This window comes from Kitasatospora sp. NPDC001175 (assembly GCF_053598215.1).
Window position 1 is genome coordinate 1 of the sequence record NZ_JBSFJU010000100.1, and the last position, 19,360, is coordinate 19,360.

19 protein-coding genes, 2 pseudogenes and 2 riboswitches are annotated in these 19,360 nt (G+C 71.4%); of the genes and pseudogenes, 5 read left to right on the plus strand and 16 right to left on the minus strand.

Features of this window, described 5'->3' with window-relative positions:
- The 11 genes from kdpB to ACWDAK_RS37385 form a co-directional block, all read right to left on the minus strand.
- On the minus strand, positions 1-1,625 hold a 1,625-nt coding region (kdpB, locus tag ACWDAK_RS37335; RefSeq protein WP_449806545.1), incomplete at its 3' end, for a potassium-transporting ATPase subunit KdpB.
- A complete protein-coding gene (kdpA, locus tag ACWDAK_RS37340) occupies positions 1,625-3,286 on the minus strand; it encodes a potassium-transporting ATPase subunit KdpA (RefSeq protein ID WP_344636384.1) in 1,662 nt (553 codons plus the stop codon). The genes kdpA and kdpB, both read right to left, overlap by 1 nt.
- 1 nt (position 3,287) lies before the next feature.
- On the minus strand, positions 3,288-3,377 hold the full coding sequence (gene kdpF, locus ACWDAK_RS37345) for a K(+)-transporting ATPase subunit F (protein ID WP_266275987.1): 90 nt from the start codon (positions 3,375-3,377) through the stop codon (positions 3,288-3,290).
- A 445-nt stretch (positions 3,378-3,822) separates the two neighbouring features.
- Positions 3,823-3,990, minus strand: coding sequence for a 50S ribosomal protein bL37 (locus ACWDAK_RS37350; RefSeq protein ID WP_425557600.1), 168 nt, complete (start codon positions 3,988-3,990; stop codon positions 3,823-3,825).
- Between the two features lie 613 nt (positions 3,991-4,603).
- Complete coding sequence (locus ACWDAK_RS37355) at positions 4,604-5,122, minus strand: hypothetical protein (RefSeq protein ID WP_427394392.1); 519 nt, start codon at positions 5,120-5,122, stop codon at positions 4,604-4,606.
- Positions 5,123-5,238: 116 nt separating this feature from the next.
- The gene (locus ACWDAK_RS37360; protein WP_427394393.1) at positions 5,239-5,970 is read right to left on the minus strand and encodes an MgtC/SapB family protein; all 732 of its coding nucleotides are present in this window, start codon (positions 5,968-5,970) and stop codon (positions 5,239-5,241) included.
- A 44-nt stretch (positions 5,971-6,014) separates the two neighbouring features.
- Complete coding sequence (locus ACWDAK_RS37365) at positions 6,015-6,413, minus strand: winged helix-turn-helix domain-containing protein (RefSeq protein WP_427394394.1); 399 nt, start codon at positions 6,411-6,413, stop codon at positions 6,015-6,017.
- A gap of 124 nt (positions 6,414-6,537) precedes the next feature.
- Positions 6,538-8,187 (minus strand): NRAMP family divalent metal transporter, encoded by a 1,650-nt coding sequence (locus ACWDAK_RS37370; protein ID WP_344636386.1) that lies wholly within the window; start codon positions 8,185-8,187, stop codon positions 6,538-6,540.
- 336 nt (positions 8,188-8,523) lie between these two features.
- A riboswitch (M-box (ykoK) riboswitch) is annotated at positions 8,524-8,699 on the minus strand.
- Between the two features lie 130 nt (positions 8,700-8,829).
- On the minus strand, positions 8,830-10,245 hold the full coding sequence (locus ACWDAK_RS37375; protein ID WP_344636387.1) for an NAD(P)/FAD-dependent oxidoreductase: 1,416 nt from the start codon (positions 10,243-10,245) through the stop codon (positions 8,830-8,832).
- A gap of 483 nt (positions 10,246-10,728) precedes the next feature.
- Entirely contained in the window at positions 10,729-11,652 is a 924-nt protein-coding gene (locus ACWDAK_RS37380; protein WP_427394395.1) for a CAP domain-containing protein, read from the minus strand.
- A gap of 2 nt (positions 11,653-11,654) precedes the next feature.
- A riboswitch (cyclic di-AMP (ydaO/yuaA leader) is annotated at positions 11,655-11,787 on the minus strand.
- A 303-nt stretch (positions 11,788-12,090) separates the two neighbouring features.
- Entirely contained in the window at positions 12,091-12,732 is a 642-nt protein-coding gene (locus ACWDAK_RS37385; protein WP_344636389.1) for a DsbA family protein, read from the minus strand.
- 102 nt (positions 12,733-12,834) lie between these two features.
- Between ACWDAK_RS37385 and pdxR the strand changes: the two genes are divergently transcribed.
- The 4 genes from pdxR to ACWDAK_RS37405 all read left to right on the plus strand — a co-directional run bounded on the left by pdxR (position 12,835) and on the right by ACWDAK_RS37405 (position 16,200).
- Positions 12,835-14,268 (plus strand): MocR-like pyridoxine biosynthesis transcription factor PdxR, encoded by a 1,434-nt coding sequence (pdxR, locus tag ACWDAK_RS37390; protein ID WP_427394396.1) that lies wholly within the window; start codon positions 12,835-12,837, stop codon positions 14,266-14,268.
- Positions 14,269-14,686: 418 nt separating this feature from the next.
- A complete protein-coding gene (locus tag ACWDAK_RS37395; RefSeq protein ID WP_344636391.1) occupies positions 14,687-14,986 on the plus strand; it encodes a PadR family transcriptional regulator in 300 nt (99 codons plus the stop codon).
- Between the two features lie 179 nt (positions 14,987-15,165).
- Positions 15,166-15,903 carry a polyprenol monophosphomannose synthase gene (locus tag ACWDAK_RS37400; RefSeq protein ID WP_344636392.1) on the plus strand — a complete coding sequence of 246 codons (738 nt, stop codon included), beginning with the start codon at positions 15,166-15,168 and terminating at the stop codon, positions 15,901-15,903.
- A 24-nt stretch (positions 15,904-15,927) separates the two neighbouring features.
- Positions 15,928-16,200 carry a hypothetical protein gene (locus ACWDAK_RS37405; RefSeq protein WP_344636393.1) on the plus strand — a complete coding sequence of 91 codons (273 nt, stop codon included), beginning with the start codon at positions 15,928-15,930 and terminating at the stop codon, positions 16,198-16,200.
- Between the two features lie 87 nt (positions 16,201-16,287).
- Here ACWDAK_RS37405 and ACWDAK_RS37410 read toward each other — a convergent pair whose 3' ends face one another.
- The 4 genes and pseudogenes from ACWDAK_RS37410 to ACWDAK_RS37425 form a co-directional block, all read right to left on the minus strand.
- Positions 16,288-16,476, minus strand: coding sequence for an HNH endonuclease (locus tag ACWDAK_RS37410; RefSeq protein ID WP_427394397.1), 189 nt, complete (start codon positions 16,474-16,476; stop codon positions 16,288-16,290).
- Positions 16,451-16,846: a helix-turn-helix domain-containing protein gene (locus ACWDAK_RS37415; protein ID WP_427394398.1), complete on the minus strand. Its 396-nt coding sequence runs from the start codon at positions 16,844-16,846 to the stop codon at positions 16,451-16,453. The genes ACWDAK_RS37410 and ACWDAK_RS37415 overlap by 26 nt, the downstream gene beginning before the upstream one ends.
- Positions 16,847-16,913: 67 nt before the next feature.
- A pseudogene (locus ACWDAK_RS37420) lies at positions 16,914-17,132 on the minus strand (response regulator transcription factor); the annotation flags it as partial.
- A complete protein-coding gene (locus tag ACWDAK_RS37425) occupies positions 17,126-17,287 on the minus strand; it encodes a hypothetical protein (protein WP_344636563.1) in 162 nt (53 codons plus the stop codon). The gene ACWDAK_RS37425 and the pseudogene ACWDAK_RS37420, both read right to left, overlap by 7 nt.
- Before the next feature lie 174 nt (positions 17,288-17,461).
- Here ACWDAK_RS37425 and ACWDAK_RS37430 point away from each other — a divergent pair, with 174 nt between their 5' ends.
- Positions 17,462-18,922, plus strand: a complete 1,461-nt coding sequence (locus ACWDAK_RS37430; protein ID WP_427394399.1) for a hypothetical protein — start codon at positions 17,462-17,464, stop codon at positions 18,920-18,922.
- Between the two features lie 93 nt (positions 18,923-19,015).
- Here the strand turns inward: ACWDAK_RS37430 and ACWDAK_RS37435 are convergent.
- Positions 19,016-19,360: pseudogene (locus ACWDAK_RS37435) on the minus strand (potassium-transporting ATPase subunit B); the annotation flags it as partial.

Sequence of the window (19,360 nt, forward strand, 5' to 3'; positions counted from 1 at the left end):
TCGCCGGTCATCGCGACCAGCTTGCCGCCCTCCTGCTCCTTCTTGATCAGGGCCATCTTGTCCTCGGGGGTGGCCTCGGCGAGGAAGTCGTCCACGCCGGCCTCGTCCGCGATCGCCCTGGCGGTCAGCGGGTTGTCACCCGTGATCATGATGGTCTTGATGCCCATCCGGCGGAGCTCGTCGAAGCGCTCCCTCATGCCGTCCTTGACGACGTCCTTGAGGTAGATGACGCCGAGCGCGCGGGGGTTGGCCTCCCCGATCCGGGAGGCGACCACCAGCGGGGTGCCACCGGCGGCGGAGATGCCGTCGACCAGCTGGGCGATGTCGTCGCCGACCGTGCCGCCGTTCTCGGTCACCCACTTGATGACCGACCCGGCCGCACCCTTGCGGACCGAGTGCACGCCCTCCGCCTCGTCCAGGTCCACACCCGACATGCGGGTCTGGGCGGTGAACGGGACCCAGGTGGCGTGGGTGAGCTCGCCCTGGGCGCGGGCCCGAAGACCGTACTCGTTCTTGGCCAGGACCACGATCGAGCGGCCCTCGGGGGTCTCGTCCGCGAGGGAGGAGAGCTGGGCGGCGTCCGCCAGCTCCGCCTCGGTCACGCCCTGGGCCGGCTGGAACTCGGCTGCCTGGCGGTTGCCGTAGGTGATGGTGCCGGTCTTGTCCAGCAGCAGGGTGTTGACGTCACCGGCGGCCTCGACCGCGCGGCCGGACATCGCCAGCACGTTGCGCTGCACCAGCCGGTCCATACCGGCGATACCGATCGCGGAGAGCAGCGCGCCGATGGTGGTCGGGATCAGTGCCACGATCAGCGCGACCAGGACGATCATCGTCTGCGGGGCGCCCGCGAAGGTCGCCATCGGCTGCAGGGTGACCACGGCGATCAGGAAGACGATCGTCAGGGACGCCAGCAGGATGTTCAGCGCGATCTCGTTCGGCGTCTTCTGCCGGGCGGCGCCCTCGACCAGCGCGATCATCCGGTCGATGAACGACTTGCCGGGCTCAGTGGCGATCTTCACCACGATCCGGTCGGACAGCACCTTGGTGCCGCCGGTCACGGCGCTGCGGTCACCGCCGGACTCGCGGATGACGGGCGCGGACTCACCGGTGATCGCCGACTCGTCCACGCTCGCCACACCCTCGACGACGTCGCCGTCGCCCGGGATGATCTGCCCGGCCTCGACCACCACGTGGTCACCGAGCTGGAGTGCCGTGCCGGGCACCTCCTCCTCCTGGTCGCTGGCGGGCCAGTTGACCAGTCGGCGGGCGACGCTCTCGGTCTTGGCTTTGCGCAGGGTGTCGGCCTGCGCCTTGCCGCGGCCCTCGGCGACGGCCTCGGCCAGGTTGGCGAAGACGGTGGTCAGCCACAACCAGACCGTGATGGCCCAGGCGAAGACCGACGGGTGGGCGATCGCGGAGACGGTGGTGACCACCGAGCCGACCTCGACCACGAACATCACCGGGTTCTTGACCATCACCCGGGGGTCGAGCTTCTTCACCGCGTCGGGCAGCGAGGAGACGATCAGCTTGGGGTCGAGCAGGCCGGCCGAGACTCTGTGCGGAGCGGCGGCTGCCTCGGTCGTGTCGGCCTGATCGGCCGGAGCGGGGGTAAGGGTGGACGACATCAGTGGAGACCTTCCGCGATCGGCCCGAGAGCCAGGGCCGGGAAGTAGGTGAGGCCGACGACGATCAGGACGACGCCCGACAGCAGGCCCACGAACAGCGGCTTGTGGGTGGGCAGGGTGCCCGGGGTGGCGGGAACGGGCTGCTGCTGGGCGAGCGAGCCGGCCAGCGCCAGGACGAAGATCATCGGCAGGAAGCGGCCGAACAGCATCGCCAGACCCAGCGCGGTGTCGTACCACTCGGTGTTCACGGTGATACCGCCGAACGCCGAACCGTTGTTGTTGCTGGCCGAGGTGAACGCGTACAGGACCTCGGAGAAGCCGTGCGCACCGGAGTTCAGCATCCCGGCCCGCTCACCCGGCAGCGCCATCGCGACACCGGTGCCGATCAGCACCAGGGCCGGGGTGGTGAGGATGTACAGGGAGGCGAACTTCATCTCCCGCCCGCCGAGCTTCTTGCCCAGGTACTCGGGGGTGCGGCCGACCATCAGGCCGGCGACGAAGACCGCCACGACGGCCAGGATCAGCATGCCGTACAGACCCGAACCGGTACCGCCGGGGGCGATCTCGCCGAGCATCATGTTGAAGATGGTGAGGCCGCCGCCGAACGGGGTGAGCGAGTCGTGCGCCGCGTCGACCGCACCGGTGGAGGTCAGCGTGGTGGAGGCCGCGAACAGGCTGGAGGCCGCGATGCCGAAGCGCTGCTCCTTGCCCTCCATCGCACCGCCGGCCGCCTGCAGCGCGGCACCGCCGTGGTGCTGCTCGGCGAGGGTCATCAGCGCGGCGGAGGCGACCCAGAACAGGCCCATCACCGCGACGATCGCGTAGCCCTGGCGGTTGTCGCCGACCATCTTGCCGAAGGTGCGCGGCAGGGCGAAGGAGATCACCAGCAGCAGGAAGATCTCCAGCCAGTTGGTGAAGCCGTTGGGGTTCTCGAAGGGGTGCGCGGAGTTGGCGTTGAAGAAGCCGCCGCCGTTGGTGCCCAGTTCCTTGATGACCTCCTGGGATGCCACCGGGCCGCCCGGGATCGACTGGGTGTCGCCGCCGAGGGTGGCGATGTCGTGGAAGCCGTGGAAGTTCTGGATCACGCCGTTCGCCGCCAGGACCACGGCGAAGACGATCGAGAGCGGCAGCAGCAGGCGCAGCGAGATCCGGGTGAGGTCCACCCAGAAGTTGCCGACGCGGTCGGTCTTGCTGCGGGTGAAGCCCCGGATCAGCGCGGCCACGATGGCGATGCCGACGGCGGCCGAGACGAAGTTCTGCACCGCCAGACCGGCCATCTGCACGACGTGGCCCATGGTGGACTCGCCGCCGTAGGACTGCCAGTTGGTGTTGGTGACGAAGGAGACGGCGGTGTTGAACGCCGTGTGCGGCTCGACCGCCTTGTCGCCCAGGCTCAGCAGGAGCTTGTCCTGGATCCGCTGGAGCAGGTAGAGGAAGAGCACCGAGACGGCGGAGAACGCCAGCACCGAACGCAGGTAGACCGGCCAGCGCTGGTCGGCGTCGCCGTCCACGCCGATCACGCGGTAGAGGCCGCGTTCGACTCTGAGGTGCTTGGCGGTGGTGAGGAGCTTGGCGATGTAGTCGCCAAGGGGGCGGTAGCACAAGGCCAGGGCGCCGACCAGGGCGATGGCCTGCAACCAGCCCGCGAGCGTAGAACTCATGTCAGAACTTCTCCGGGTAGATCAGCGCCACGACGAGGTAGCCGACCAGCGCGACGGCGACGACGAGACCTGCGATGTTCTCGGCACTCACAGCCTCTCCACCCCCTTCGCGATCAGGGCCAGGACGACGAACACGGCAACCGTGACGCCGACGTAGATGAGATCGGGCATGGGTTCCACCAAAGTGGTTCAGGGATTGAGGTCGCAGGCGCCCCGGAAGCCCCTCACGACGCCGGCGGGAGGCCGGCACCAGGAGCAAACCAGCCACCGAGCGCCGTTTGCGCGCCCCTGACGCCGTCCATACGGGCGTATCGAAAACATTGACGCAGCCTTGATGCGTGCTTCACACACCTGAGACCTGACCTTGGCCGGACCGTGCCGCAACGCGCTCCGGGAACGGCGAAGGCCCCGGGAGACGGCCCGTCCGCGCTGTTCGAGGCGGGGACGGACGGCCTCCCGGGGCCGGGTGGAATGACCGAGAGCGGAGCGAGGACCTACCGCGGTGGCGGCCTGCTGACCGAACCTACTGATCGGGCCTACTGATTGGGACGGCGGCCGTGGTTCGCCCTCTTCTTCTTACGGGCCTTCTGCTTCCGGGCGCGCTTGGACATGCCAGTTCCCCTTCCGGCGTTCTGCAACGGGAGATGGCGAACGCGCGACGGCATTCCGCGATGATGGAGGCTTCCTGACGCGCCGTCAGGCATGGCGGACTCTCAGACGCCGCTCACCAACCGGTCGGCGAGCCCGGACAGCCGGCGACGGGAGCGTTCCTCGTGCGCGGCCAGGGCGGTCGGTGCGACGCCACCGCCCTCGTGGTACTCACCGTCCACCAACTCTACCTCCGGCAGGCAGAGTCGGACCACCGCGGCCGTGCCCTCCGCCGGCGGGTGCGCCCACCCGCCCGTACAGGGGCGGCAGGGCGGTGGCGCACAGCCCAGGGTCGAGGCCGATCACCGTGATCCACTGCCCTCGGGGACCATGCCGCCCCGCGCGTACGGCGGTGCGCAGGGTGACTGAACCAGGGCGGGCCCCGGCCACAGCACCGGGAGCCCGCCCACGGCGCGACCGGAGCGGACTTCGCGGGGAGGAAGCGCTACCGGACCGCGGCGAAGACCGCGACTGCAGCCTCCGCCCGCGGATGCGGCGGGCGGTCGTGGTGGCGCGTCGAGCAGGTCATACCCGCATTCAAGTCGACCTCGGATCGTCCGGGCAAGGACGGTTCGCCCCCTCTGACGCATCCCTGACGGCTCCTTGACGCCCCTTCAGCCCCTGTTGCGCCCGGTTGCGCGGGGACGCCCGCGACCGGTGGCAGGCCTGTCACGCCCTGTGTGCCGTGGCCCGGTGGGCGGCGGTGTCGGCGAGGAGGTGGGCCAGATCGGCGGGGAGGTCGAGGTGGTGGGCGATCCAGGCGGCATCGTGGCCGTGGCTGGCCAGCACCCAGGCTGTCTGCAGCCGGTTCTGCCCGGGATCGGCCGAGGCCGGGAGCAGGCGGGCGACCTCCTCGGACGGGTAGCCCTCCAGAGCGTCCTCGCCGTACCACTGGCCACCCGGCGGCGGGACGGGCCAGGTGGGGCGGCCGGCCCTTCGGGCGGCCGAGCGCCGGCCGCGCAGCACCGCCGCGACCAGCACGAACGGGATGACCCAGGCCCCGAGCAGCAGGGTGCCGATCAGCGGCCGGGCGTGGCTCGGGACCAGACCGAGCACGATCACCTCGACCAGCAGCAGGGCGAGTGCGCACAGCACCGCCGCCCCCTCCCGTGTACGGGGGTGGAGGTACCGGATGTGCGGGCGGTTGCCTCGGGGCGGCGTGGCCCGGGAGCTGATGAGCGGCCTCATGGGAGTGCCTCCGCATTCAAGTCTCGCACCGGTCCCCGGTCCCCGGTCACCAGCGGTACGGGCCGGAACCGCCGCCCGGGACCGGCGACCCCGGCGAGGGGATCGGGCGAGGGGGTTCAGGCGAGGGCTTCCTCGTCCGCGCCGGCGCTGCCGCCCTCCAGGTGCCAGTGCAGGTCGCGCACGGCGGGTTCGAGCGAGAGCCGGGAGACGACCTGTTCCAGGGCGGAGGTGACGTCGCCCGTGACCGCCACGGTCGCCCGTACCGCGGTGACCTCGCCGTGCTCACGGTGGGCACGCAGCGCGATCGGCGCCAGCCCCGAGGCCGCGAAGGCCTGTAGCAGCAGCGCGCGGATCTGCGTCTCCGCCTTCCGCTCGCACTCCAGGTGGACGGTGGCGCGCACGGTGGTGTCGGGGTCGGTCCCGGCGAGCGGCGCCCGGTCGAGCAGCCGGCCCGCCGGACGCAGCACCAGGTGCACCCCGAGCACGGCCAGCGACCCGAGGACCGCCAGGTCGTACCGCCCGGAGGCGGCGAGCACGCCGACGGCGGCCGAACACCACAGGGTGGCGGCCGTGTTGAGTCCGCGCACCCCCGCGCCGTCGCGCAGGATGACGCCACCGCCGAGGAAGCCGATGCCGGAGACGACGTAGGAGGCGACCCTGGTCGGGCTGCCGCTGTCGCCGACGGCCTCGCTGTACAGCACGAACAGGGTCGCACCGGCGGCGACCAGCGCATTGGTGCGCAGGCCCGCCATCCGAGCCCGCCACTGGCGTTCGACGCCGATGAGCGCGCCGCAGGCGACACCTGTGGCCAGCCGGAGAACGAAGTCGGTCATGGCCAGGGTGTGCATCGATGACACCTCCTCATCGGCTAATGAACGCAGTTGACTAAGCGTCAGGCCGCCACGACCGCCAGACTCGGGTCGTACTTGTACCCGACCTGGCGGACGGTGGCGATGCTGGCGCGGTGGCCCGGACCGAGCTTGCGGCGCAGCCGGGCGATGTGGGTGCTGATGGTGCGCGTGTCGCCGTTGTCGGGCCGCTCCCAGACGGCTTCCATCAGCTGGCCGCGCGAGTGCACCCGCAGCGGGTTCGCCACCAGGTGCGCGAGGAGTTCGAACTCCAGGTAGGTCAGCTCCAGGCAGCGCCCTTCGACGGTGGCGGTCCGGAGCGCCTGGTCGACCACCAGCGGGGAGTGCGCGGGCTGCCCGTGGGCGGCGGGCGGCGCGGGTTGGTGGCGTGTGGTGTGGTGGTCCGAGAAGATGACGTTCAGCCGTGGGTAGCGCACGACCATGTCGGCCTCCTTGGCGGTACGAGTACGGGTTCGGATCGAAGCTCGGCCCCGGGGCGGTCGGCGGACGGCTCAGCCGGCCGGACGCCGGGTGGCCTCCAGGCGCGGCCGGCCGTCACCGCCGGGGTCAGCGGGAGAGGGCCACCTCGATGAGCTTCACGACGACCAGGATCATCGCGACCAGCAGGTAGGTGCGCAGCGCGCCCATGCCGATCTTGTACGCGGTGGAGACCTTCGGCTTGGCCAGGGTCTCCAGCGGGGGCATCCGCCAGTTCTCGCGCCCGGTGCGGTCGATCTCATCCTCCTTGGTGGCGGTGCGCCGGCGGGTGAAGGAGTACCCGGCGGCCAGCACCCCGAGGACACCGCAGCCGGCCATGATGTCGAGGATCGCCCCGGAGCTGATGTCCGGCCACAGGACGGAGGCGGTCAGGATGACGGACAGGGTGACCAGGACGCCGATCACGGCGGAGGTGAAGGCGTTGGTCCTGGGACCGTTCACCCAGGGGCCCAGGGCCTCCTTGTCGTTGCACAGCAGCAGCAGGAAGACCGAGGCGGAGGGCAGCAGCACACCGGCCAGGACCTGGACGCCCTGGGTGAGCAGGCCCAGCGTGCCGTCGCTCGCGACCAGGACGATGACGGCGGCGGCCGCGACCAGACCCGCGTAGACGGCGTAGAAGCCCTTGGCGCCGCCGACCCCGCGGTGCAGCGAGTGCTTGATGCCGAAGACGTCGCCGATGGCGTAGGCCGTGGAGAGGGAGACCGCGAAGGCGCCGATGATCGAGGCGTCCAGCAGGGCGATCGCGAACAGCACGGCGACCAGCTTGCCCGCGTGCTCCTCCAGTCCCTTGGCCACGCCCGCCGCGTCGGTGAACTGGCCGGCGCCGTCGGTGCCGGCGAACGCGGCGGCGGTGAAGCCCATCATCGCCGCGGCGCCGACGACCACGATGACGATGCCGATCCACAGGTCGACCTTCTCGTACTTCATGAAGCGCGGGGTGATCCGCTTGTCGATGACGTACGACTGCTGGAAGAAGAGCTGCCAGGGGGCGACCGTGGTGCCGACGATACTGATGATCAGCAGCATCACGGTGGCCAACTCGCCACCGCCGCCCGGCATGCCGGGGACGAAGAAGTCGTGCGCCATCTGCGAGGTCTTCGGGTGGACCATGAAGTAGATCGGCACCAGCAGCAGCGAGCCGACGCACAGCGCGACCGCGATCCGCTCGAAGCGGCGGAACGACCCGGTGAAGGCGGAGGCGATGATGACCGCGGCGGCCAGGACCACCGAGGCGACCTTCGGCAGGCCGAGGTAGCCCGCCGCCAGCGTGACCCCGATGAACTCCGTCACCAACGTCAGCGCGTTGAGCAGGAAAAGATCGATCACGCTGAACGCGCCCCAGAACCTGCCGAAGCGCTCGAGGATGAGGCGGGCATGGCCGACACCGGTGACCGCACCCAGCCTGAGCACCATCTCCTGGTTGACGTAGAGCACGGGAACCAGCAGCAGCAGGGTCCACAGCAGGTGGGTGCCGTAGTTCTGGCCGGCGCTGCCGTAGGTGGAGAACGCTCCGGCGTCGTTGTCGCCGACCATCACGATCAGGCCGGGGCCGACGATCGCCAGCAGCGTCTTGAGCTTGGCGGAGAGGCCCTGCCGCGGCGCGGTGTCGCTGAGGCTGATGGTGCCCAGGGCGCCCTGGATGTCGCCGATGTGGGCGTCGTCGAGGACCGCGGCGCGCGGCGCCGGGATCGTCGGTGGGGTCATGGTGGTGTCGGTCATGGCGAACCTCCCTTGCCCCCCGGTTCAGGGGGAGAGTTCGGGCGGCGCGCAGCAGCAATCCCCGCCACCAGGGCATACCGCGGCAGCCCATGGCGAAATAACGCCATGAGGTCATAAGGAAATGAGGGCATGGCGCCGCACTGAGCCGACGGTATGTCAGAAATTCTCGTGGAGGGGGTTGTTACCGCGTGCCGATGGAGAACGAGGACATGCGGTTATGGGCCCGTTTATGGCCCGGACTACTGCAACTCGAATCCATGTCTCTCGCCTCCTTCCGGCCGGGACGCAGCGGTGCGTCGTATCGACACGGCAAGGAGCGGACCAGCCTCAGCGGCCGGCTCACCCCAACTCGTCAGAGCTTTGGCACTCCACGGCGTGATCCGGCCCGCAGGTCGGAAGCCACTTGGGATCAACCCTTAGGTCGGGAGGATCTGTCCTGATCCGGAGCGTCTCTCGACGGTTGGGATCAGTGGCCTGTGTCCGTGAAGACGCCTCACCGAACGAGGTGCCTTTTCAAACCTCGTCAAGCGTAGACCCACCGGAAGGGCGCGCCGAACACATTTACCGAATTTTGACCGTTCCTCTCGGTCCGAACGGGAACCCCGGTGCCACCCCGCGCAACTCCGGTATCAATGAGCCGATTTACCGCCCGCTCCGAGATCGGGATTCGGCGCGCCGGCCCCTCGAACCGCCGTGCAGGGCGGCCTGCCAGAGCACCGCGGGTGTGAAGAGCCCGCTCGGCGGTGCGGTCAGCGAGAGGGCGTCGATGAAGGCGCCCTGTGCGGCCCGGTGGCTCAGGGCGGCACTCAACACCCGGTCCATATAGGCGTGCTGGAGCTTCAGCAGCGGATTCCTGCGGCCGCCGACGGTGGTTTCGTAGCGCAGGTCCTCCGAGGAGGCCATCTGCCAGGCCGCCCCCGCCTCGCGGGACACCGCGCGCTGGATCCTCCGGGAGTCCACCGGGAGTGCGACACCTGTTCTTCCTGCCGCGCCCGGCCCGCGTGCCGGACGGGCGCCGGCCGGGAGCAGTTCGCGCAGCACCAGCGCGGACCGGGCCGCCACGGACATGCCCTGCCCGTAGATCGGATTGAAGGTGCAGGCCGCGTCACCGACCACGAGCAGCCCCTCGGGGAGGTCGGCCAGGCGCTCGTAGTGCCGCCGCCGGCTGGGCGGCGGACGGAAGCCGTGGATCGGGGCTACCGGCTCCAGTCCCCGGACCACCTCGTAGAACTCCGGGACGCTCAACTCCCGTGCGAAGGAGAGGAATCCATCGGGATCGGTGGGCGGGGTGAAGCCGCGCATCCCGCCGACCGTCACCATCCAGCGATCACCCTCCACCGGGACCAGGATCCCGAACCGGGGATTGCGGCCGGGCCTGGGCTGCAGGTACATCGCACGGCCGCCAGCCAGGTCCGCCCCGGCCCGGCGGAACAGCCCGGTGCAGTAGCCGACACCGCCGTCCACCACGCTCTCCTCCGGTGCGCCGAGCCCGAGTTCGGTCAGCCAGTGCGGGGCCCGGGAGGTCCGGCCGGTGGCGTCGACCACCACCTCAGCGGGCAGCACCGACTCGGTGCGGTCGCGGGTTCCGCGCTCACGGCAGCGGATTCCGGCGATCCGCGTTCCGGCGACGGCGAGTCCGACCGCCTCGACGCCATCCCGCGCCTCGACGCCCGGGTGGAGGAGGACCTGGTGACGCAGCGCCCAGTCGATCAACGGGCGGGTGAAGCTCACGATGGTGTGCCGGGGCGAGAAGGAGTCCAGCCAGCCGGCCGGCGTGAGCCAGCGGATGTCGGTGGCCAGGCCGAAGCGCTGCGCGCCCTCACCGGTGAGCAGCTCGGTCGTGCCCGGCAGCAGCCGCTCGATGGCGTACAGGCCGGCCGGCATCAGCAGGTGCGCCTGCCGGGCCTGCGGGACTCCCCCGGCGAACTCGGCCTTGCCCGGCCGACGGTCGCGCTCCACCACGGTCACCCGCCAGCCCGCCTCGGCGAGGACCCAGGCGTGCAGCAGTCCGGCCAGGCTGCCTCCCAGCACAGCGGCTCTGCCAACCGGTAGCGGCATCTCGATTCCCCCTTCGGCCGGCGGAGCTCACGGCGTCGAGCCCCACGCTGTTCAGCGGGTGGTGCGGTGCGGATCGCGCGGCGCGAGCGGTGCAAGCGGCGCCCGCGCACGGCGGGGTGGTGCAGTGCGCGGCGGCGCGGCTCGGCGTGCGGTGGTACTGGACGGCGGACGTACGGCGTGAGTGGGCGCGCAGCGCACGCGGGGAGCGTACGAGCACGAACCGGATGCATTCTGCCCACCCGGGCCGGGCCGCTAACCACCCCCTCGCACTGAAATGACGGTACATCGACAAATATTTGAGGAAATATCCCCACTTGGCTATCGGGGTCGTCGCCGAGGGGCCGGCGACCGCCGACCCGCCCGACCGTGCGAGGTTCCGCCGTGCGCGCTCCGCCCCACGGGCCTGGCGCCCGCGAGGCGGAGGCGCCCGACCCGCCCCCCGGGGGGGCGGGTCGACCTCGGCCTACGTCCTTGACGGACGGGTCAGTTGGAGAAGTCCTGGGTGAGCCAGACGGTTCCACTGGCATCCCGGTAGACGGCGATGCCGATGTGGGTGAACTCGCTGCTGAGGATGTTCTTGCGGTGGCCGTCGTCCGGCGGCGTCTCGTTCAGCATGTCCTGGGTCAGACTGACCGCCATTGCGGCGATGTCCTGGGCCGAGGTGGAGACCCCGTTGCCGTAGCCTATGTTCTCCCCGACGGCGTTCCACTGGACGCCCGCGGCCGTCACCCGTGCACCCAACTCGGCCTCGCCCGGGCACTGGTGGGACATGCCGCAGCCGCCGGCCATCGTCTGGTTGTGGGCCTCGGAGCTGCTGGTCAGCCCTGCCGTGATGGTGTAGGCCGGCAGACCCTGGGCGGCCCGCGCCTGGTTGATCAGGCCGAGCACCTGCTGCACGGCGTCCGAGCTCGAACCGGTCTGCGCGGCCGGGGTGGTGGCCGCGGGGGCGGGGGCGTGCGTGGCCGGGGCGGACGGAGAGGCGGCCGGGGACGACGGCGCGGACGTGTGCGACGCCGGGGCCGAAGTCGGAGCGGAGGGCCGCACGGAGTGGGAGCCCTGGGACTCGCCGCCTGGGCGCGCGGTCGCGGATTCCGAGGCGTGGGAGGCCGGGGCGGACGGCGACGGCGAGGCGTGCGAGGCTTCGGCCGAGGCCGGAGCGGAGGGCCGCGCGGCGTGCGGGCCGGCCTGGTGGTGGTGCTGATCGGAGTCGTTCTGGTGCCGGTACTGGTGGTGCTCCTGCCACCCGGCATGGCTCGCGTAGGTGTGGGAGCCGGGCGCGGCGGAGGCTCCGCTCGCGCTCAGCAGCGGCAGCATGAGGCCGGCGCCGGCGATCCCGGCGGTGGCGGCCAGCCGCGGGGTGTGCCTCCGGCGCGCGCGGCGATGCCGGCCGGTACCTGAAGTCAGCATGGGGCGTCCCTCTGCGACGCCTGCGAGGTGAGCTGTCGGGTTCGGGCCGTGAGGTAGCCCGGCCGCACACGGCGGCTTCACCCCTAGCCGCGCTCGTCTCGCCCGCGAACGGGTCGAGCAGGGCGCGGCAAACTACCTGGTTCCCCCGCTCCTGCCCGGTGCACTGCTCGACGTCCGGCCGACCGGTGGACAGGACTCGGCGTCCCGGCGGCAGGGTCCGCAGGTGCGAACAGCCTGAACGCTAGGCAGATCGACCCGGAAGACACAAGTTCGTATCATGCGCATCACATGGACATCCAGTGAAGATCTGATGGATTGCCATATTCACTGACACAATGCTGCATAAGTGCCCTAATCGGACAAATCTCTCGACTGTCCATGGCGGTCACGGCGGCCACCGCCCCCCCCGGGGGGGGCGGACGAGGCGGCCGGCGCGCGTCAGTCGACGATCGGCCCGCATGTGCGGCCGCGCTTGAGTTCGAAGAACCCCTCGGCCTCCGTGACGAGCAGTATGCCGTCCCACAGCCGCCCGGCCGCCTCACCGCGGGGGATCGGGCTCACCACCGGACCGAAGAACGCATTGACCGAGCCGTCGGGACCGGCGATGTGGATCGCGGGCACGCCGAGGTCCTCGCCGATGGGGTCGAGGGCCGCCCGGTTGCCGGCCAGCAGGACCGGGTCGAGCCCGGCGTCGTCGGCGGCGTCGGCGAGTCCGGCGGGCAGGCCCGCCTCCTCCAGCGCGGCCAGGTACAGCTCTCGGCCGATGGGGGCCTTCTCGAGGTGGATCCGGTTGCCGAGGGCGGTGTACAGGTCCCGCAGCACCTCGCTGCCGTGCGCGCGTTCGGCGGCCAGCACCACCCTGGCCGGGCCCCGCCGTTCGGCGAGCCACTGGCGGTACCAGTCGTCCACCTCGCGGCCGTCGTTGTGCGCGGCGAGGCCGAACACCCGGAACCGGCTGCGGACCTGACGGACCTGCTCCACCTCCAGCAGCCAGCGCGAGCCGATCCACGCCCACGGGCACACCGGGTCGAACCACATGTCCACGGCCGTCGTCTCAACGGTCGTCTCGACAGTCGTCATGTACGAATCTCCTGCTCCTTGAGTGTCCGAGGAGACGCTACGTGACCAACTGGCCTTGGCTAAGCTCCAATTCGGATCGATCTGATTGGGCCAATTGTGGATGTGCATGTCACCCTCGGCGGACGGGGCGACCGGGCCGCCCGGATCTACCGGCAGCTGCTGGACGCGGTGCTGGACGGACGGCTGCGCCCCGGCGAACGGCTGCCGCCCAGCCGGGAGCTGGCCCGCCGGCTCGGAGTGTCCCGCAACACCGTGGCCTCGGCCTACGAGCGGCTGGCCGCGGAGGGCTTCCTCCAGGGCCGGGCGGGGTCGGGCACCTTCGTGTCCGGGCAGTCCGTCGGCACGCTGGCCGCCCGCCGTGCGCCGGCCGGCCCCGGGGCACAGCCGAGGCGGGTCTGGCAGTCCGTGCCGGCCGCCCGGGGGCAATCCCCGGAACCCACCTACGACTTCCGCGTGGGCACGCCCGACGGGCGACTGTTCCCCTTCCGGACCTGGCGGCGGCTGATCACCGACGAGCTGCGGCCGAGCGGGCTCGGCCGGGCCGACTACGGGCCGCCCGAGGGCCACGCCGACCTGCGCGCGGCCATCGCCCGCCATGTCGGCCTCTCCCGCTCGGTTCGGGCCACGGCCGAGGACGTCCTGGTGACCCAGGGGGCGCAGCAGGCACTGGACCTCGTCGGCCGGGTGGTGATCGAGCCCGGGGACTGCGTGGCCGTCGAGGACCCGGGCTACCCGCCGGCGCGGCTGCTGTTCGGCTCACTGGGCGCGCGGGTGGTCGGCGTACCGGTGGACACCGAGGGGCTGATGGTGGACGCCCTCCCCCGAGAGGCCCGACTGGTCTACACCACTCCCTCGCACCAGTTCCCACTGGGGACCCCGATGTCGCTGGCCCGCCGCGCCGCCCTGCTGGACTGGGCCGAACGGCACGACGCGGTGGTCGTCGAGGACGACTACGACAGCGAGTTCCGCTTCACCGGGCGGCCGTTGGAGCCCCTGCAGAGCCTGGACCCCGGCGGCCGGGTGGTCTACGTGGGCTCCTACTCCAAGACCCTGCTGCCCGCGCTGCGCCTCGGCTTCCTGGTCGCCCCGGCCTCGCTGCAAGCGGCGCTGCACAGTGCCAAGCAGCTGTCCGACTGGCACGGCGACCCGGTCGCCCAGGCGGCACTGGCCCGCTTCATCGACGAGGGCCTGCTGGCACGGCACATCCGCCGAGCCGGCCGGGAGTACGCCGCCCGCCACGCGCTGCTCACCACCACTCTGGCCCGGGACTTCGCCCCCTGGCTGGAGCCGGTGCCCTCGGCCGCCGGACTGCACGTCTGCGCGCGGACCGCTCCCGGCGTGGACCTCGGACCGGTGCTCGCCTCCGCGCGGCGGGCGGGGGTCGCGGTGAACACCGTCGCCGACTTCAGCGCCGGGGAACCGACCCGGCCTGGGCTGGTGTTCGGCTTCGGCGCGATCGACCGGGACCGGATCGCCGAGGGTCTGCAGCGCCTGCGGCAGGGCCTCCCCGCCGCCGCCCCGCCCATCCCGCACTGAACGGGCGGGGCGGGCTCGTCCACCCCGCTCGTGGTCAACCCCCGCTCCGGAGACCGGGATTGAGGCCGCCAGCCCCGCCGTGACGGCGAAGCCCCCGGCGAGGGCGGCCGAGGCGGCGAAGACCCGCCGGACCGTCAGGTCGACCTGCTCGACCCGGCTCGGGGCCGTGCGGATACCGTCCGGGGTCCGTTCCGGGCGGATCCCGTCGGCCTGGAGCAGTGCCACCAGCCGGCGCGTCGCATCGGCGCCCCCGCCCGGATCCGCAGCGCGGCCGGTCCGACGAAGGAGGTGAAGGGGCCGCCGTGTCACGCATGACGGCAGAGTACACGGCGCGTACTACTTGCCACGTACTACCTGGCGCGTAGTACCAGGCGCGTAGTAGCGTGGCGCCGGAGGGCAAGGAAAGGAGGCGCGGCGGATGCAGGCGAACGACGCCCAGACGCTGGTGCTGTGCGTGCTGGCCGACGGACCGCTGCACGGCTACGCCATCAACACGGCGATCGAGGAACTGGTCGGGGAGCGGCTGGGGCCCGGGAGTCTCTACGGGGCACTTGCCCGCCTGGAGGCCAAGGAGCTGATCGAGGCCGCTGAGGAGCAGGGGCGCCAGCGGCCCGTCCGGCTGACGCGCAAGGGCCGCCAGGTACTGGAGCACGAGCTGCGTTCCATGGCGAAGGTCGCCTCGGTGGGGCTGCGGAGCCTCGGGGTGAGCCCGGCGTGAGCCCTCACCACGGCCCGGTCCGCCGCTGCCCCGGCGCGTTCCGGGGCCGCCGGGACCGCCAGGCCCCGGGAACGGGCAGCGCCCTCGGCCGTCGCGGCCGTCGCCACCCGTGGTCCGCGACCGCCGGCTGAGCGACCCGGCCGAAACCACCACGACCTCCCGCACCCGAAGGGCTGATCATGGCTGTCTCCTCCCCCAAGGTCACCGTCGTCGTCCCGACGTACAACGAGCGGGAGAACCTGCCCGCCCTCGCCGCCCTGCTCGCGGACCTGCCGGTGCCCGACCTGCACCTGCTCGTCGTGGACGACAACTCACCCGACGGCACCGGCGAGGTCGCCGACAAGCTCGCCACCGAGTCGCCGGACACCGTCGGCGTGCTGCACCGCACCGCGAAGGACGGACTCGGGCGCGCCTACCTCGCCGGCATGGCGCGTGCACTGGACGAAGGCGCGGACGTGGTGGTCCAGATGGACGCGGACCTGTCGCACCCGGTCTCGGCGATCCCGGCCATGATCGACACCCTGCTGTCCCAGGATGCCGCCGTGGTCCTGGGCTCGCGCTACGTCCCGGGCGGCTCGACGGCCGCGGACTGGCCCTGGACCCGCAAAGCCCTCTCGGCCTGGGCGAACTTCTACGTCAACGCGATCCTGCGACTGCGGGTCCGGGACGCCACCGCCGGGTTCAAGGCCTGGCGGGCGGACACGCTGCGGGCGATCGACCTGCCGTCGGTCCACTCCAACGGCTACTCCTTCCAGGTCGAGATGAACTACCGCACGGTCAGCCGCGGGCTGGCCATCCTCGAAGTGCCGATCCGGTTCGAGGAGCGGGTGCAGGGCGCATCGAAGATGAGCCTCGGCGTGCAGCTCGAATCCGCGCTCACCCCGTGGAAGCTGCGTTTCGGCCAGGGCCGCGGCTGACCGCTACCCGGAGTCCGCGCGCAGGTGGGCGAGGACGCGTCGGTTGCCGTCGGCCGGGTCGAGGTCGAGCTTGTTGAGGGGACCTCCGGCATGTGCTCGGGTTCGACGTCCACGACGAACGAAGCGTGGTACCGGCCCGCCGGATCCAGCACGATCGTCACGGACGACGGTTCCGCCGGAAGGGAACGGGACCACTTCACCCGCACGTCGCCGATCTTCGCCAAGTTCAGCTTCCCGTTCGAGCGGATACGGAACCCGTTGCGGGAGAAGCGAAGCGACTGCCGGTTGGTCGGGTAGCCGGGGCACATTGCTGTGCCCCGGCCCCCTAGGAACCGGACGTGCGACTTTCACCGCATCCGGCTCGGGCAGGTCTCTGCCCGCTAGTCAGGAACTCATCTTCCGGTCTCCGGCGTGTACTTGCCGGTGACATTGCGTGTGAATCAGTTCCAGATTGCTTGGGAGGTCGCTGCCGCCCTTCTGCGGTACGTAAGGTGGTGCACGTTGATGCCTCTCATCGAGGCCGTGAACCACCTGGCCCAGTCGTTGACTATTCCTCTCTCCCTGTAGAACCACTGATGGGCAGCGACTTCGTGTCGCACTCCTTGCGGGATTTGAATCCGGGGAGCCCAACCGGCCTTCCGGCGCGCTTGCCGGACACGGAATCGAAGAAGTTCCGGTATGCCGTGTCCAGGTCCCGCAGGGACTGGATCAGCGGATCCACACCGACCGAAGCGAGCCACGCCCGCTCCGGGGTCTTCTTCGCCTCCGTGATCACCAGCTTCTGCAGGTCGGTGCTCCTGGGGTACGGCTGCCCGGCCTTCCGGGCTTCCCTCCGCGCCGCAAGGGCGTCGTTGTGCACCACCCGCGCACACCCGAACGTCCGGGCCAGCGCGGCACGCTGACCTAGCGTCGGGTAGACGCGGTAGGGGTACCGGAGGTGCACACGGCCAACCTACCGAAGGTCACTGACAACAGCTCACGTCCAAACCTCCGAAGATCACTCCGCCGCTTCACGGCTCCGACCCAAGGACCCTCCCCCACCCTCCGGGCGGGGGGACCCCCATCTCCCCAGCCTTAAGCCCGGGGCATCCTGGGAGAACAAAGGTGAAGATGCTGCCCGCGTGTTTGACCACGGCGGCCTCGGTGACGACCAGTTGGCGGGCGATGGACTGGTTGTTGCAGCCCTCGACCATCAGCGCGAGGACTTCGCGCTCGCGCGGGGTCAGGCGGCCGACACGAGGGTGACCGCACCCAGCAGCGCGCCACTCAGCAGGTAGGCCCAGCAGCGCCACGGCCAACCCGAGCACAGGAAGCGCACCGGGCGCGACCTCAGCGAGTTCCACAGCGCGAGCCCGGACGGCTCGGCGGCCGGCTCTCCCGACATGCGGCCCCCTCTCCGTCGATGCCGCTCGGACCACTCGACCCTAGTCGACGGCCGGGCGGGTGACGGCGGCCGCGTCCGGAGCGGGAAGGGACAGGGAGGGTGGGGAAAAGTCGACCATCGATGTTCAAGGCAGGTCTCCTGACCATCCGTCGGCTTCGACAGTCCAATGAGCAGGTGACGACTTACCGACTCAAACGCACCGACACCGTTCCCGGTCCGACCGGCCGCCGCAACGGTACCTGGCGGGACACTCCGGCCCTCTGGGCGGCCGGGTGGCTGCTCTCGGCGGCCTGGGCCGGGTCCTTCCCGCTGCTGTCCGGGCTGGCGACGCACCGGCGCTGGGGCCTGTTCGCGGCGATGGGCTATCTGCTGGCGGCCGCCGTGGCGGCCTGGGCGCCCGGTTCGCGCTCTCGCGCCGCTTCGGCGCTGGTGGCGCTGGCCGGCGCGGTGCTGCTGCCGCTGACGGTACTGGTCGCCACCGGGCGGGGGCAGTCCGAGGTCTCGGTCATCGAACGCTCGGCGGACCTGCTCATCCACAGCGGCAGCCCGTACCACCCGGACCCGCGGCAGGTGGAGGACTTCACCCCCTACCTGCCGGGGGTGGCCCTGCTCGGGTTACCCCGTGTACTGCTGGGCGCGACCCCGCTCGCGGACGCTCGGCTGTGGTGCGCCGCCGTACTGACGGGGTGTCTGGTGGCCGGCCGGCTGGTGCAGCGCCCGCGCCGTCGGCGGAGTGCGGGCGGCCGGACGGGATTCGGGCAGGCGGTGGACTCCGGGCGGACGCCATTCGGGCGGCAGACGGCGCACGGGCGGACCGGCGCCGGTCGGCTGCCGGGCGGGCGAGTGGCAGCCGGAGGGTCCGCGGGTCGGCGACCTGTCGACGGCCGGCCGCCGTTCGGTCCCGGACTGGTGGCGCTGGTCGCCTCGCCGGTGGTGGCGTTGCCGCTCTGCGTCAGCGGGGTGGACCTGCCGCTGACCGGTGCGTGCTGTCTCGGTCTGGCGCTCGCCGCGCGCGGACGTCCGGTCGCGACCGGACTGGCACTGGCGCTGGCCTGCTCGATCAAGTGGTCGGCCTGGCCTGCGCTCCCGGTGGCGCTCGCACTGCTCGCCGCCGTGCACGGCCGACGGCCGGCGGTCCGGTGCGCCGTTGTCTGCCTGGCCGCCACGGCGGCGCTGGTGCTGCCGGTGGCACTCGTCGCGCCGCACGAGATGGCCGAGCAGGTACTGGCGTTCCCCACCGGCCGCGCCGCCGTGCCGACCCCGGCCGGCAGCCCGCTGCCGGGCCGTCTGCTGGCCGGGTCAGGTCCGGCAGGGTGGTCCACGGCCGTCGCCATGCTGGCCGCCGGTGGTGCCGTTCTCGCCGTGTCGCTGTTCCTGCGCCCGCCCGCGTCCCTGGTCGCGGCCGCGGATCGGCTGGCCCTCGGCCTGACGCTGGCCTTCTCGCTCGCCCCGGCGGGCCGGTTCGGCTACCTGGCACTTCCGCTCGTCCTGGTCACCTGGGCCCGCCTGGCCGGCCCGCCCGGAGCCCGGACGCGGCAGACCCCGACCGCACAACCGGGCGGCGGGGACAGCTCGGCGCTCCGGCCGAAGACCAGTGGCCGCAGCCCGCAGCGCGAGCCCGCCGGACAGCCCTGACCGTTCGGTACGGCCGCTCCGAAGCGCCGCAGGCACGCCACCGGCTGCCGCTCCGGGGAGTGTCGAACCCCAGGGCGCCTCGGGCGGGTTGGCTCACAGGTCGGGAATGAACTGCACCACCAGGTCGATCAGCTTGATCCCGACGAACGGCAGCACCAGACCACCGAGCCCGAACACCCTCAGGTTGCGGGCGAGCAGATCGGAGGCCGAGGAGGGGCGGTAGCGAACGCCGCGCAGGGCGAGCGGGATCAGCGCCACGATGATCAGTGCGTTGAAGATGATCGCCGAGGTGATCGCCGAGGTCGGGCTGTGCAACCCCATGATGTTCAGGTGGTGCAGACCCGGGTACACGCCGGCGAACATCGCGGGGATGATCGCGAAGTACTTGGCGACGTCGTTGGCGATCGAGAAGGTGGTGAGCGCACCACGGGTGATCAG

Bases quoted from the DNA above. Each gene is read 5' to 3' on its own strand.
- kdpA (WP_344636384.1), bottom strand. From the start codon at position 3,286: ATGAGTTCTACGCTCGCGGGCTGGTTGCAGGCCATCGCCCTGGTCGGC.
- ACWDAK_RS37350 (WP_425557600.1), bottom strand. From the start codon at position 3,990: ATGCCTGACGGCGCGTCAGGAAGCCTCCATCATCGCGGAATGCCGTCG.
- ACWDAK_RS37355 (WP_427394392.1), bottom strand. From the start codon at position 5,122: ATGAGGCCGCTCATCAGCTCCCGGGCCACGCCGCCCCGAGGCAACCGC.
- ACWDAK_RS37360 (WP_427394393.1), bottom strand. From the start codon at position 5,970: ATGCACACCCTGGCCATGACCGACTTCGTTCTCCGGCTGGCCACAGGT.
- ACWDAK_RS37365 (WP_427394394.1), bottom strand. From the start codon at position 6,413: ATGGTCGTGCGCTACCCACGGCTGAACGTCATCTTCTCGGACCACCAC.
- ACWDAK_RS37370 (WP_344636386.1), bottom strand. From the start codon at position 8,187: ATGACCGACACCACCATGACCCCACCGACGATCCCGGCGCCGCGCGCC.
- ACWDAK_RS37375 (WP_344636387.1), bottom strand. From the start codon at position 10,245: ATGCCGCTACCGGTTGGCAGAGCCGCTGTGCTGGGAGGCAGCCTGGCC.
- ACWDAK_RS37380 (WP_427394395.1), bottom strand. From the start codon at position 11,652: ATGCTGACTTCAGGTACCGGCCGGCATCGCCGCGCGCGCCGGAGGCAC.
- ACWDAK_RS37385 (WP_344636389.1), bottom strand. From the start codon at position 12,732: ATGACGACTGTCGAGACGACCGTTGAGACGACGGCCGTGGACATGTGG.
- ACWDAK_RS37395 (WP_344636391.1), top strand. From the start codon at position 14,687: ATGCAGGCGAACGACGCCCAGACGCTGGTGCTGTGCGTGCTGGCCGAC.
- ACWDAK_RS37400 (WP_344636392.1), top strand. From the start codon at position 15,166: ATGGCTGTCTCCTCCCCCAAGGTCACCGTCGTCGTCCCGACGTACAAC.
- ACWDAK_RS37425 (WP_344636563.1), bottom strand. From the start codon at position 17,287: ATGTCGGGAGAGCCGGCCGCCGAGCCGTCCGGGCTCGCGCTGTGGAAC.